The 13,728-nt window shown below is 54.7% G+C and carries 12 protein-coding genes; 7 read left to right on the top strand and 5 right to left on the bottom strand.

What is annotated here, in order from left to right:
• Nucleotides 1–52 precede the first annotated feature (52 nt).
• A complete protein-coding gene (locus K239x_RS09210; RefSeq protein WP_145417535.1) occupies nucleotides 53–1,702 on the top strand; it encodes a DUF5060 domain-containing protein in 1,650 nt (549 codons plus the stop codon).
• 64 nt (nucleotides 1,703–1,766) lie between these two features.
• On the top strand, nucleotides 1,767–2,426 hold the full coding sequence (locus K239x_RS09205) for a 3-keto-disaccharide hydrolase (protein WP_145417534.1): 660 nt from the start codon (nucleotides 1,767–1,769) through the stop codon (nucleotides 2,424–2,426).
• A 56-nt stretch (nucleotides 2,427–2,482) separates the two neighbouring features.
• Here the strand turns inward: K239x_RS09205 and K239x_RS09200 are convergent, their stop codons facing one another.
• The 3 genes from K239x_RS09200 to K239x_RS09190 form a co-directional block, all read right to left on the bottom strand.
• Entirely contained in the window at nucleotides 2,483–2,827 is a 345-nt protein-coding gene (locus tag K239x_RS09200) for a redoxin domain-containing protein (protein ID WP_145417533.1), read from the bottom strand.
• Nucleotides 2,828–3,571: a thioredoxin domain-containing protein gene (locus K239x_RS09195; RefSeq protein WP_145417532.1), complete on the bottom strand. Its 744-nt coding sequence runs from the start codon at nucleotides 3,569–3,571 to the stop codon at nucleotides 2,828–2,830.
• Nucleotides 3,572–3,813: 242 nt separating this feature from the next.
• Entirely contained in the window at nucleotides 3,814–5,565 is a 1,752-nt protein-coding gene (locus K239x_RS09190; RefSeq protein WP_145417531.1) for an outer membrane protein assembly factor BamB family protein, read from the bottom strand.
• A gap of 127 nt (nucleotides 5,566–5,692) precedes the next feature.
• Between K239x_RS09190 and K239x_RS09185 the strand changes: the two genes are divergently transcribed.
• The gene (locus K239x_RS09185) at nucleotides 5,693–6,244 is read left to right on the top strand and encodes an AlkZ-related protein (protein WP_145422267.1); all 552 of its coding nucleotides are present in this window, start codon (nucleotides 5,693–5,695) and stop codon (nucleotides 6,242–6,244) included.
• A 109-nt stretch (nucleotides 6,245–6,353) separates the two neighbouring features.
• On the opposite strand, the gene fae is transcribed toward K239x_RS09185, so the two are convergent.
• Together fae and K239x_RS09175 are read right to left on the bottom strand one after the other, a co-directional pair.
• Entirely contained in the window at nucleotides 6,354–6,902 is a 549-nt protein-coding gene (gene fae / locus K239x_RS09180) for a formaldehyde-activating enzyme (protein WP_145417530.1), read from the bottom strand.
• A gap of 128 nt (nucleotides 6,903–7,030) precedes the next feature.
• A complete protein-coding gene (locus K239x_RS09175) occupies nucleotides 7,031–8,143 on the bottom strand; it encodes an ABC transporter ATP-binding protein (RefSeq protein ID WP_145417529.1) in 1,113 nt (370 codons plus the stop codon).
• A gap of 232 nt (nucleotides 8,144–8,375) precedes the next feature.
• Here K239x_RS09175 and msrB point away from each other — a divergent pair, with 232 nt between their 5' ends.
• The 4 genes from msrB (at nucleotide 8,376) to K239x_RS09155 (ending at nucleotide 13,436) form a co-directional block, all read left to right on the top strand.
• Nucleotides 8,376–8,969: a peptide-methionine (R)-S-oxide reductase MsrB gene (gene msrB / locus K239x_RS09170; RefSeq protein ID WP_145417528.1), complete on the top strand. Its 594-nt coding sequence runs from the start codon at nucleotides 8,376–8,378 to the stop codon at nucleotides 8,967–8,969.
• 283 nt (nucleotides 8,970–9,252) lie between these two features.
• Nucleotides 9,253–10,137, top strand: coding sequence for a hypothetical protein (locus K239x_RS09165; protein ID WP_145417527.1), 885 nt, complete (start codon nucleotides 9,253–9,255; stop codon nucleotides 10,135–10,137).
• A 114-nt stretch (nucleotides 10,138–10,251) separates the two neighbouring features.
• Nucleotides 10,252–10,803 (top strand): DUF6580 family putative transport protein, encoded by a 552-nt coding sequence (locus K239x_RS09160; RefSeq protein WP_145417526.1) that lies wholly within the window; start codon nucleotides 10,252–10,254, stop codon nucleotides 10,801–10,803.
• 302 nt (nucleotides 10,804–11,105) lie between these two features.
• Nucleotides 11,106–13,436 (top strand): TolC family protein, encoded by a 2,331-nt coding sequence (locus tag K239x_RS09155; RefSeq protein WP_145417525.1) that lies wholly within the window; start codon nucleotides 11,106–11,108, stop codon nucleotides 13,434–13,436.
• Nucleotides 13,437–13,728: the final 292 nt, after the last annotated feature.

The raw sequence follows: 13,728 nt of genomic DNA, 5'->3' as shown, positions 1-13,728 counted from the left end.
CTTCCTTGCAACAGATCGCGCCCAAGACCACCTCTCCATCAAAGCACCCGGCATGCAATTCGCAAGTATCCGTTTCTTCGCTCCGTTTCTCTTTTGGATTAGCGCCGCGACTTTCGTGTTTGCACAGAGCGGCGTTGAAGAGACACAACCAGATCGCCCCACTGCTGCACGACAGTGGGATGTTGTCGACCTTCGTTTTCAAGCAGACTCGTTGACCAGCCAACCTGTCGACACGCCGTTTGCGGCAAAGTTCACCGCCAGCGATGGCGACACTTTGCAAGTGCCAGGTTTTTTCAATGGCGCCCACGAGTACGTGATTCGGTTTACACCTCCATCGGCGGGGAATTGGCGTTACATCACGCAGTCACCTCAACCGTCTCTTGACGGCCTACAGGGACAACTAGCGGTCGCAAAAGCTGTCGCAAATCGCAAAGGTGGCATCACCCTGGATGCGCGGAATCCTCGCAACTTCACTTACGCAAACGGCAACAACTATTTTCCGATTGCGTTTGAAGCGGACTGGATCTTTGCACTCGACGCAGAAAACCCAGATGACATCCCGAAGACAAAGAAATTCGTCGACACATTGGCGGACAATGGTTTCAACCAAGTCGTATTGAACGTATTTGCTTACGACGTAAAGTGGAAAAAAGACAAAGCACTCCCAGCGAAACATGACTATGGAAGCCCAAGTGTGTTCCCGTTTGCAGGTGACAACAGCCAACCGGATCACTCACAGCTGAACATCGAGTACTTCCAGCGTCTCGACCGCGTCGTCGACTACTTGGATCAAAACGGCATCGTCGCTCACCTGATGATCTACGTTTGGAACAAGCAAGTAAATTGGCCCGCGGCGAATTCCGCCGAAGACAATCGCTATTTTGATTACACCGTGCGCCGCTACCAGGCTTATCCAAATCTGATCTGGGACATTTCAAAAGAGGCTTTGGGATACGGTCACGACGACGACCACTACATCAGCAGCCGGATCGATCGCTTACGTAAACTGGACGCCTACCAACGTTTGGTAACCGTGCACGACTACAGCTACTGCCGACGATTCTCTGAGAAGGTCGATTTCATTTCCGTCCAAATCTGGGCGTCCGAACTTTACAGCGTGATGCGAAAGATCTTCACCGATTTTAAAGACAAACCCATCTTGAACATCGAACATGGTGGGTACGAAAAAGGTCCGTACGTCGTTTTCACAGGCAGCTACACTTCGCCCGAAGTCTGCCTGGAGAGAGCGTACCAATGCGTCTTTGCCGGAACCTACCCGACGCACTATTGGCAAGGCGCTGCATGGAACGTGATGCTGCCGGACATCGACGCGATGGCGTCCGGCGATCGTCCGCGACTGGAATACTACCGTTTCATGCGGAAGCTGGACGAACAATATCATTTGGCAAATTTAACGGCGGGCGACAAAAAGAGCTCCAGCGGATTCTGCTTGCACAACGACAAGGATTTGTTCGTTTACTATGTGCCCAATGAAAACATCAACATCGGCGTGCGGCTCCCCCAAAACCTGAAGGGTGGCCGCATGACTGGCACTTGGTTTGATCCGCTCAAAGGGACGTTTGCCGATCCTATTGGGCAGGACATCACTCAGTGGCCCAGCTTTGACAAACCCTTCGATGACCAATTTGCAATTCTAGTCGTCAAAATTGATACCGATCCTGCTAAGAACCGTTCCAATTAGTGCTAGTACATTCTGGCAATCAACACCTCACTGACAACAACCACTTTTTAACGAAAGACAAAACATGCAGCGACTTCGAACGATTTCCACCACGCTTGCGATCTTGATTTGCACGACAGCGCTGGCTCAGGACGCAACTGTCAAAGATGCTACGTCAACTGATTCAGCACAGGACGCGACAGAGTGGACAAGCCTGTTCGACGGCAAGTCGATGACTGACTGGGAGAAAGTCGGCAAAAAGGACAGCCACTGGACGGTCGAAGACGGAATGCTGGTCGGGTCAGGAACCCAATCCATGCTCGTCTGTACGAAAGGCCCTTTCAAAAACTATCGCTACCGCACGCAAGTCAAAATCAATGACGGTGGAAACTCAGGCGTCTATTTCCGCGCGACACGGAAACCGTCGTTCAGGGACGGCTACGAAGCTCAGGTCGATAGCACTCACAAAGATCCCATTCGCACCGGATCGCTTTACGGATTTTGCCACGTCTACCAGCAACTGGTCAAACCAGACACGTGGTTCGAATATGAAATCGAAGTCCGTGACGATGTTTGGCGTGGACGTGAAATGACGCGTATCAAGGTCACCGTCGATGGCAATGAACTTTACGAATACATGGACTTCGCTAAAACCAACCCGGCAGGCTACTTCGCTTTTCAGCAACACGACCCCGGCAGCAAAGTTCACATTCGCAAGGTCGAAGTCATGCCACTGGATGATTGATTGCAGCGGTAGCTAAAACCGGCTTTGCCGTTTCAACGCCAAGGATCTTGATCGCGCTAACTTTCTTCGGCCAACAACTCCTTGATCCTTCGTTCAAGTAGCTTTTGGCCGCTGGCGTCATTCCAGTTCAATTCGCCGAACCACCAATAGCGAATTCGGCCTTTCTTGTCGATCAAGTACACCGCGGGCCACATCGAATTGCCCCAGTGATCCCAAGTCTTCTGGTCGGTATCGATCAGAATTGGAAATTGGAAGCCGTGCTCCTTCATGTTCTCGCGAACATTGTTTGGATCGCGTTCCTTCTGAGTTTCTGGAGTGTGGACACCCAGCAGTGTGAATTTCTGCCCTGAAAACGTTTTGTCCCAACCCTTGTACCAAGGGTAATTGCGTACGCAGTTGATTCAGCCAAAAGCAAAGAAATGCAGAGCGACGACTTTTCCGCGCAGGTCACTTAGCTTGCCTCCTTCGGAATTGATCCATTGCCCGCTATCGATCACCTCCGGTGCCTTGAACGCCACTCGACCGAGCGTTGACGGGTCAAAAGGCTTGCCGATCAAAGCGACCAGTTTTCGTTTCTGCGAGTCATTCAGGGCCGCAACTATCGCCTCCTGTTCACGCTTGCGAGCAGCGGCGACCGTTCGCTGCGACGCCTGGTGTTCCTTCTGCCCCTGAAACTCGCGGGACTGAACCGAGCGAATCGTTTCACTTGCGTCTTTGATGGCCGCGTTGATCGTCGCTGTTTGTTCGGCGGTCAACTCCAACTGTTTTGCCGCAGCAGGCACCAGAACAAATGACATGCCCTTGAGCCGGAAAGCGATTTGCTGGATCCGTTCTTGCTGCTTGGCCGAAAAAAGCAGTCCAACCGCGGCCCGCGTCTTGCGCATCACATCGTCGGTTTTCCGCTGGTTCTCTTGCGCATCTTTCTTATTCCGCATGCCGAGCAACGTGCCGTCAAACGACTCATTGATTTCGACCAGTTGCTTCATTTGCGATGCATTCAATCCGAGATCCTTTTGCACCGCGGGTTCACGCAGCAGGAACAAGTACGGATCGGGCATCGCGTCGTAGCCTGTCACGTTTTGCGACGTTGCGACGGGCGACGCGATGAACAGCCCGAAAATGAAGGCAGCTAAACGACGATTCATTTCAAACCTCAGACGATTCAGAAACCAAATGCAACTTTTACTCTGCGCTGACCATTCACGCCAAAGCGACTTGTGTCCAATAGCCGAATCAGCTTACCACAGCCGACTCAGCCCCAACGATTTTGCCGCTGGTTGGTCAAACGTGCCGCCTGCATTCTTACCACGGCAGATGCCAACCGGCACCTGGCACCGATTGGAATTCAGATTCACCAGCGAACATACTCACCAGCGAAACCGATCGTCTAACCTTCGACTAGCTCAGGACGTTGAGGACGGTCCGGACGCGAATCTTTTCCTCGATTGCCGTAGCCGCCACCCCCGCCTCCTGATCCTCCGCGACCGCCTCCACCGCCACGGAAAAGTGATCCAATCCCGCTGGTGAACTCTTCTTTGGAAATGCTCTCGTCGCCATCCTTATCAAGGGTTTTCAAACGATCGGCTATTCGATTGCCTTCCAGTTCCGCCATTGTCACTTTGCCGTCTTTATCGGCATCCATCCCGTTGAACATGGCTAAAGGATCGGGGCGACCGCCGCCGGGGCCTCCACGACCACCAGCAGCACCACCATTTGGCCCGCCACCGCGAGCTCCGCCGCCCGCACCCCCCGGTCCGCGCCCCGATCCGCGCCCGGCTGCTTCTGGGGTCTTATCCGCCGATGCGACCGCCAATTCACGAGGCTTCACCGTGTCACCTTGATCGGTCACACAGTACAGGTGCTTGGAACTTCGCATCAGCAAGCGCCCATCGCTGACCGCAGGCGATCCCCAAAACGTTTCCTTGTCGCTTGTGACTTCATTGACCGCAAGCTGCTCGAAATCGTCGCCAAGACCGAAGACAAACATCTGACCGCTGCCATTGAGATAGTAAAGTCGATCGCCGACAACGATTGGCGAGGGGTAGTCCAGCGAGCCGAATCGTCCGCCGGTTTCCTTGACGCCTTTGAGACGAAGTTGCTTGAGCCGTTTGCCGCTTTCGGCATCGACAATCGTCAACACACCTCGCGACACGACATAAATTTTTGACTCATGGCGAACCGGCGAAGCAAAGCTGGCGTTCTCTGTTCCCGTCCAGATGGTCTTGGAATCACTCACATCACCGCTGCCACCGGCATCCAAGGCAATGCTCCCGCCACCGCGTCCCGTAAAGGCATACACGCGCTTGCCGTCCAAGATCACGCTGGAGTAAGCCTGCTCGGCTCCCGTTGCATCGGCGAACCAACGCAACTTTCCGTTGGCCGGATCCAATCCCCATACTTCCTTGGCGACACACATCACCAAATCAGTTCGGTTGTCGCCAACTTTGACCAACGCGGGCGTGCCCCACATTCCGTCCAAGCCTTTTGCTTCTTGCCGCCAGAGTTCTTTGCCGGTCGTTTTGTCGTAACTGATGATCGCCTGACTCTCAGCCGAAGCCGTCACGATGACCGAATCTTTGTAGACAACGGGACTGGATGACGAACCCCATTTGGCCGGATCGGATTCTTTGCCCGCGTCCGCGTTCCACAAAGCTTTGCCGTCCATGTCAAACGCATGCACGCCGCCTTTGCCAAAGAAAGCGTACACGTTGGTTCCGTCGCAAACCGGCGTATGCGAAGCATACCCGTGAGCCGTCACGCCGATGCCGGAATACGGATCTTCCGGCAACGTTGCCTTGACGTCTTTTTGCCAAAGCTTCTTTCCGGTCTTGACGTCAATGCAGACCAGATGCCGCACCAGGTTTTCGATCTCGCCTGGATCTTCTTGTGTTAATCCGTACCCGGAGTAGCAAGTCACAAACGCCTTGCCACCAACAATGATCGGGCTGGAAGCCCCCGGTCCAGGCAGTTCGGTCTTCCAAGCGACATTGGCATCGGGCGACCAAGCGTCCGGCAACGAACTCGCCTCGCCCGCCACGCCGGAACCAGCGACGCCGCGGAATCGAGGCCAGTCTTCGGCTACCGCCGTCACGTTTGCAAAGGCCAATCCGACGACCAACATCTGAAAGCATCGATTCATTTCACTATCCAACGTTTAAGATTTGGGTACATTCCTACTTGCCCTACGGTAGCAGATCGGCAATTGCGGGGCGTCATGAGGGCAAAGCACTCATCCACTCCATGTCAGCGTGATCGAAAGCAAACTGATGATCAAAACGTTTGATGATGCGTACCGTTTTGTGTTGGACAAGAAAGTTTGCACGGTGTTTGGAAGCAAGAAATCTCCCTACCCGTCTCTATGGGACAACACGGGGCTTTCCGAAGAGAAACCCGACGCGGGTGGGTGGAGTCCCAAGGTCGTCGCGGTTTGGGATTGGAAGACTCGCATTCCGCAGACCTATCCTGAGCAGATCTTTTACGGCAAAGTGGCCGGCGGCGACGCTGTGCTGATGGAAATGCAGCACTTCCGAAACACGCATTACCCCAACGCTTATCAAGACGTCGCTGAGCTGGACACGATCGCACGCGAAGTGTTTGAATTCATTCGCCTGGAACCCGCGTACACGGGAACGCTACGCAAGAAAGCGATCGCGCGACTGGCGTGTACCAAAAGCCAATTCGATACGGCACTTAAAAAACTGCAAGTGAGTTTGAACATCGTTCGCTCGAACGATCCCAAACTGAAGAACGACTTTTGGCTGCCGATGCGCGAGGTCCACTTGGACGTCGCGTTAGCCCGGTCGCAAGATCGCGAATAGCCCGCCAAAAATTGGCACTCTGAAAAGTAACTCGCTGAAAAGCAGCCCGCCGAATTAATCGGCAGTGCTACTTCACAGCCTTAGCTCAACAGCGCTCGTAGCGTGCTGACTACAGCTTGCCATCCAGGCCGCGCTGGTAATATTTGTGCGTGACTTTGTCTTGGTTTTCGAGCAACCAATCGATCGACGGCTCGTTATTCATCGCTTTATGAATCGCTTGCGCCATCGCCTTGCGGTGAATTTCAAACAAAGCTTTGTGGTCCAAGTTCGGTTCGGTCGCCGCACCGGGATTCAACCAAACCGAGCAGATGATTCCCAAGTCATTGGCTTTGTCTTTAGGAATGTCGCCGGCCCGAACGGCATCCAGCACGCCGTTGGCAATCGCTGCCTGCACCGTCCCCATCAGGATGTTTGTGTACGCGCTGCTTTTCACAGTCACTTTGCTGACCATCAACGTGACCGGACGAACTTGAATATCCGTGTCCAAGATCGCGAACACTTTGGAGTGGCCCGCCGCTTGATCACCCGTCAAAGTTGCCAGCGCCGTTCCGACGGGGCCATCGAGTTCGCCAATGACCACTTCGGGTTCGGCAGCGGTAAAGGGAGGTCCACCGGCTACTAGTGACTCACCTGTTCGCATCACAATTCGTTCGCTCATTTCATCCGTCCAGCTTCTGGGAAATTGGTTTAACGCCAGAAGCCTAACGGAGCAGCGCGTACCCGAACAGTTGCGAATGATCCGGACAAAGACAGAACGTGGCCAGCACTTTATCGCCCTCAGGTCGCCTAACCCAGCGAACGACCGGTCTGCGAATCGAATGCGAGTAGTTTTTCGTTCGGGACGTGCAGCGTCAGTGCCTGACCTGACTGGACGCTCTGGCCAGTAATGTCCGCTGCAATACAAACGGCGTCGATTCTCAGCTCCGCAAACAGCCGACCATTGCTGAAATACGTCCGCGACACATTTCCGCTCAACGTCATCCCTTGCCGCGAATCCATGCCCGGATCGCGATCGCCAGCGATCTGACAAGCTTCGGCGCGCACGCCTAAATCAATCTCTCCATTCAAGGCATCACCCTCGCGACGGGGAACTCGAATCACCACTCCCTCTGTCTTGCTTTGGACCTCGCCATCGCGCAGTGTCGCTGGCACAAAACTGATCGGCGGTGTACCCAGCGAAAGCGCGACCGCCTTGGTTGCCGGTGCGTCATAGATTTCGACGGGATTTGCATACTGGATAACGCGTGCCCCCCAAGGTTTGCCGTCACCGCCGATTGCGTCTCCCAGGACTGCGATGCGATCAGCCACTCGCATCGCTTCGTGACCATCGTGCGTGACGTGGATCGTCGTACCGCGATGCGTATGATGCCATGCCAGCAGAGCGTCTTGGATGCCGTGCCGCACGTGCGTATCCAATGCGGATAAAGGCTCGTCCAACAGTCGCACTCCGCAGCGCCGGGCAACCGATTTTGCAATCGCGGCTCGTCGCAATTCACCGCCGCTTAACTTTTCGGGGCGACGGTTCAGCAAAGGGCCAATCCCGGTCATTTGACAAGCTTCATCAATCCGCGATTGCTTCTGGGCCGCTGACATTTTGTGCATCCCCATTGCGATCGATTCGGCAATCGTCAGGTGCGGATACAAACTGTCTCCTTGAAACACAAAAGAAACATCGCGTTTTCGAGGCGGCAAATGGTCCACACTTTTGCCATCGATCGCCACAGAACCTCGGTCCGCTTCCACCAAACCTGCCATGATTTTTAGCAGCGTTGTCTTTCCACACCCGCTGGGACCTAGCAAAACAACGTATTGCCCGGCTTCAACCTGCAGGTCAACGCCGCCCAGAATCGCTGCGCCGCTTTGCGATCGATGGATTTCGCAAAGCTGGACACTACTCATATAATAGGATTCGACGCGGTTTGAACGTGAAAGGGTTTGTCTGGCGGTTCGGCGGAGACCGACGCAATAAAGTCATTTATCAACTGACAGCCGTCCCTCAATTGCTGGTCGCGGAACTATAATGACCGACGCGACTTGGGACGAACGGAATTGACGTTGGCGATTAGTTTACCTACTGAAAGTGATCTGATCCCTTCGACGAACTTGATTTGAAACACAAAGTCTTAGTGAAATGAAAAAAACACGAATTCTGACAATCGATCGCCGACGAGACCTGCTGTCTCTTTTTGTGATCATGGCCGCTACGACGCTCTCGCTGCTGGCGATAACGATCTCCCAAGCGGACGAAAAGGCCGCGACTAAGGCCACCGATGAAAAAACTGCTGCCGCGGAAGAACCCTACCAGCCCAAATCCGAGATCGAATTACGCCGCGAACTTTCAAAGATTCAGTTCTACGTCACGCAAGAAGAAGGTACTGAAAAAGCATTTCGCAATCTGTACTGGAACAACAAGAAAGACGGCGAGTATCACTGCGTGGTCTGCGGTCAGCCACTGTTCACCAGTCGGACGAAGTTCAAATCGGGCACCGGTTGGCCTAGCTTTTACGCTCCGGTCAACAAGCAATCAGTCGGCTTTCGCGAAGACTGGAAGCTTTTCTATTCGCGCACCGAAGTCCACTGCCAACGATGCACGTCACACTTGGGACATGTCTTTAACGATGGCCCCAAGCCCACTGGCAAACGCTACTGCATGAACAGCGCTGCGATGAAGTTCATCGAAAAGTCGGCGGCCAAGAAAGAAACGGCTGAGAGCGAAAAGGAGTAGTTGCTCGCTGTCGATAGAGCGGATTTTATTGTCGAGCAACAATCTGTGCAGGTGGTGAGGGTTGTCGCTTCGCAATCCCTCTCAGCGAGACCCCATGGAGGGGTTGTGACACGAATGACGCCGGTGACAGAACTGTCGCGCACAGCGGTTCTTTCGCGATTCTTGGTTCTAACAAGACCAGCGGTTAGGGCGAGCCGACATCGCGTGAGTGATTTTTCTCTCATGCTCGGTCGAACTGTTACTTCTGTACCAAAACGTTTTGATCGAACCGATGGAGTGAGCGATGGAATCGTCTCAGAGTGAAGTAAGGATACGCCGTCGGCGACTGGCCACCTTGTTGTTGGCCGCAAGTTCGCTGGTTTGCCAATCACCATCTGCATCAGCCGAACAGCCTGGCGGTTTTCTTCTGCCGCCCGCTGCGAATCAGCTGGATGCCGAACTGGGCATCGATCAGATTCTGATCCCGGCCGAGCGAAAGTTCGTGCAAGTCTCGCAGCGACTCAAGTCGCTTCCTGAGGACGAAGATGATGAGGTCCGTCCGGGACTTCGACGCTTTGATCCTGACTCTGACGATTTCGACGACGAAGATGATGACGACAGTCGGAGCGATCGGCGAAACGATGACGAAGACGGCGATGACGAAGATCAGTTTTCGTCGGAGCTTACCGATCAACGGATTTCGCATCTGGACAACGGCCGCTTCGAGCTACCCGCGTTAGTTGCCCCGAAGACAGCCACCGACCTAGTCGGCAACGGGCGAGTTCCGGACGGGTTTCAAGGTGATGTGGTGTCGCCCTCGGTATTGCTGCCCGAGAGTGGCAACGAGCGAAACTTGGATGCCGTCCCCTGGAATTGGGCAGTCAGTCACTGGGCAGCCGCCAACACGTTCTCCAACCCCCGGTACTTTGAAGACCGGATGCTGGAGCGACATGGACACGAGCGGATTCCAGAGCTGCAACCATTTGTCAGCGGAGCCAGGTTTTTTGCCACGGTTCCGATGCTGCCTTACCTGATGACGCTGAGCGATCCTTGCGAATGCGAATCAACCCTCGGCTATTTCCGCTCGGGATCCTGCGCACCAGTTCTTCACCAACAGCCGCCCTGGGATGCCAAAGCTGCGTTTGTCGAAGCGGTGGCAATTGGGTCGGCGATCGCGATTTTCCCGTGATCGGCGACATTTCGGCGGGCTAGACGGCCTGGCTCATTCAAGCAGAACTGCCCCGACAAGCTGGGGCTTTCGATCAGCGGTGAAAAGAGCTAAAAACAAGTCCTGAGATTTCCCTTGTTTGATGGTCACACCATGCACTACGCACTGATTCTGCTTGTCGCCGCCAGCCGTTTTCTGCCTCATCCACCCAACGTGGCTTGTGTAGGTGCGTTGGGTCTGTTCGCGGGCTGTTACCTAGCCGGACGACGTGCGTACCTGGTCCCCGCAGCCGCACTGCTGCTGAGCGACGTCGTCGGCCACCTGATGGGTTTGCCGGGCATGGGGCTCTATTCGATCGTGACCATGGTCGCCGTGTACGCCGGCTTTATTGCCGCTGTTCCGATTGGCCGATTGATCGAAAAGATCGATGGTGTTTGGAAATATCCAGCTTTGTCGCTGGTTGCTTCGACGGCGTTTTTCTTGATCAGTAATTTTGGCGTATGGCTGGGACCTTGGTATCCCAATTCGATCGCTGGGCTGGCAGCCTGTTACTCCAATGCTGTTCCGTTCTTTGGATACACAATCACCGGCGACTTGCTGTTCACCGCAGTCTTGTTCGGCGCGATGGAATTTTCGCGTCGCCCTTCGGTTATGCGAACATTTCTTCCGGCTTTTGCCGCTAAATAGAGCAGCCAATTACGGCCCGCTAGCATTAGTTGAACAAATCACGGCAGCGTGATTTTCTGTTCCAACCTAGCCTAGGCGTCAAAGTCTGACACGACCTTAACGGCTTTGCTACTTCCTCCGAATCTTCGGATGGAATTATTGCCCCGGTTATTCCAGCGGCACGCGTTGCTCGGTCGATAAGGATCGCAACAAAGCTCTCTTGCTGCGCAGTTGTTGGGCTCGGACCAACCACTGCGAAACTTTCGTCTAGGCAATCTTGCCTGGCCAGCAGAGGCAGTTGGCGAACCCGGATCCACTTGGCCATGCGAAAACAAACCCCATCTTGTCGTTCAAAACGGTGTCATCAGCCAGCGGTTTTAAAGTTGGCGACTCAGTCAGTTTCGCAGTTGGTCTTGCGATGCACTCGCGGACTGAAATGGCCATCCGTTGCCAGCCGACGACTGGGGCACGGCGCGATCGCCGCCGCCGCCATCCTTAGTAACGGATGCGGAATGCTGGATCAGCTCAGCAACAAACAACAGCAATCCCAACCGTCATACCACGACAACTACGGACTGCGGATCGAATATCCCCAAGTCCAACAGTGTTCGACGGCGCCCGCGGTCGAAGCCAAAGCGGCCAACGAACCACTGGTGCTGGAAGATCCTTCGACGCTGCAAACGTTTGAGATGACGTTGCAGGAAGCCGTTCAGTTGGCCGTCCAACAAAGTCCGATTTTGCGATCGATTGGCGGAACCATCGTTTCGGCACCGCAAGCAACGGCGTCGATCTACGACCCTGCGTTGACATCCGCCAGCCCGCAACTGGGTACCGAAGCCGCCCTGTCGGCGTTCGACTCGACGTTTACGCAGCAGCTTTTCTGGACCAAAGGCGACGCCCCGAACAACGTGGACAGCGGTGGATTTATCGCGGCGTTCACCCCCGTCGCAACGCAATCCACGGGGGCGACTTATTCGGGTGAACTGGCCAAGCAAACCGCGCAAGGTTCCAGCTTTGCACTTCGCCATATCGTCAACTACGATCGCAACAATCGCCCGGGCCGAGCCTTTCGGAGCGAGTTCAACGGTTGGTTAGAAGCCGAATGGCGTCAACCAATGATGCAAGGCGCCGGCACTCAGTTCAATCGCATCGCCGGACCGAACAGCGGCATCGGACAGTACAACGGCGTTCTGATCGCGCGAGTCAACGAGGACGTCGCACTGGCTGATTTTGAATTAGCAATGATCAACTTGGTGGCTGATGTCGAGCAAGCGTACTGGAATCTGGGGACAGCATATCGAGTATTAGACGCGACGCTCAAAGGCCGCAACGCCGCCCAGCAGACATTCCAGTATCAGCAAGTTCGCCTGGAAGTCGGTGCCGGACGCAGTGACGAAGAAGCCCAGGCACAGTCGCAATTTTATCAGTTCCAAGCACAAGTCGAATCGGCACTTGGTGGCGAAGACGGCCTGTATGCAACAGAGCAACGCTTGCGTTACCTGGTTGGATTGACTGCCACGGACGGACGATTGATCAAGCCGACCAGTGCACCAACGGACGCGAAAGTCGTGTTCGATTGGAACAGCGCGTTGGGCCAAGCACTTGAGCGACGGGTCGAAATTCGTCGTCAAAAATTCAACGTCAAACGTCGTGAACTGGAGATCATCGCAGCCCGCTTGAACCGTCGCCCACGATTGGATTTCTTGGGACAGTATCGCTGGCGCGGACTAGGCGACCACTTGATCGGTTCGTCGGACAAAGAACGTGGCGACAACCTTTACCAGGACATTACCGACGGCAATTATCAAGAGTGGCAAGCCGGACTGGAAATGAACTTCCCTGTCGGCTTACGCGCTGCCAGTGTCGCGGTTTCTCATGCACGACTAAATCTCAATCGTGAGCGTGCCCTGCTGGCCGAATCCGAATTGCGAGTCAGCCACGACCTTTCTGACGCAGCCCGTCAGATCAAACTGGCGCACCAACTGCTTGAGACAAACTACAACCGCTATCTCTCCGATGTGCGGCAAGTTGACGTTCTGCAACGACGCTACCGCGACGGAACTGACAACATCAACTTCCTGTTGCAAGCTCAGCGACAAGTCGTGACAAGCGAACTGGATTTCTATCGCGCTCTGCAGACTTACAACTTGGCGATCCGCGATTTCCACCGGCAAAAAGGATCGCTCCTGGCCTACAACCAAGTGCAATTGGCCGAAGGGGCTTGGAGTGGCGGCGCCGGTGCCGACGCGGCTCACGTGGGCAGATTCTTAGCCCCACAAGAAGATCCGCAATCCGTGTCACGGCCTGCACCGGTTTCAAACGGCAGATTCGATCCATCCGAAGTGCAATCGAATCAGCTCGATCCTACTGCGGTGACTGCCCCCGCGTATCAATCGGTGCCGTCGCCGCTTAGCGAGCCAACGGATTCCGGCGACGACGAAAAACCAATCGAACGTTCGCGGCTGGACGCAGACGAAGACTCCGAATTGCCAGAACCGCCGGAGTCACCTTTGACGCAGTCGGGTCCGTCCAACACGTTTGCTCCCAAACAAGATTTGGTGGCCAAGGCGGCAATCAAAAATAGAACGTTGACGCCAAAGTATTCTTTCCGCAACCGTTCGATCTTGTCCGCCTTTGACGGCATGCTGGAGTAAGCGATGTCGACCGGTGATTGCAGAAAGTGAGTCGAGGCGATCCTGGAATTGCCGCATCGGTTTACATGTCGGCAGAAATAATCGATGCCTGAACACCGCTTACCTTCGGTGACGACGACTTGTCGCCCTAAGCGAATGTCAAACAGGACTGGCGTCATACCGCTGGCGGCCACAGTTGGCCGGTGTGGCGAGGCTGCTTCGCCGATTCTGCATCGCTCTTGTTTAAGTAGGCAGAGCCAGCAGATGTCCGATGAACGAGCGGTAACCTGCGCTGCTCGATGCGTTTCGAGCT

The sequence above is a fragment of the Stieleria marina genome, assembly GCA_007741555.1.
Taxonomy (GTDB): domain Bacteria; phylum Planctomycetota; class Planctomycetia; order Pirellulales; family Pirellulaceae; genus K23-9.
Note: the sequence above shows the minus strand (reverse complement) of the source record. Positions and strands in the feature narration are given on the sequence as shown.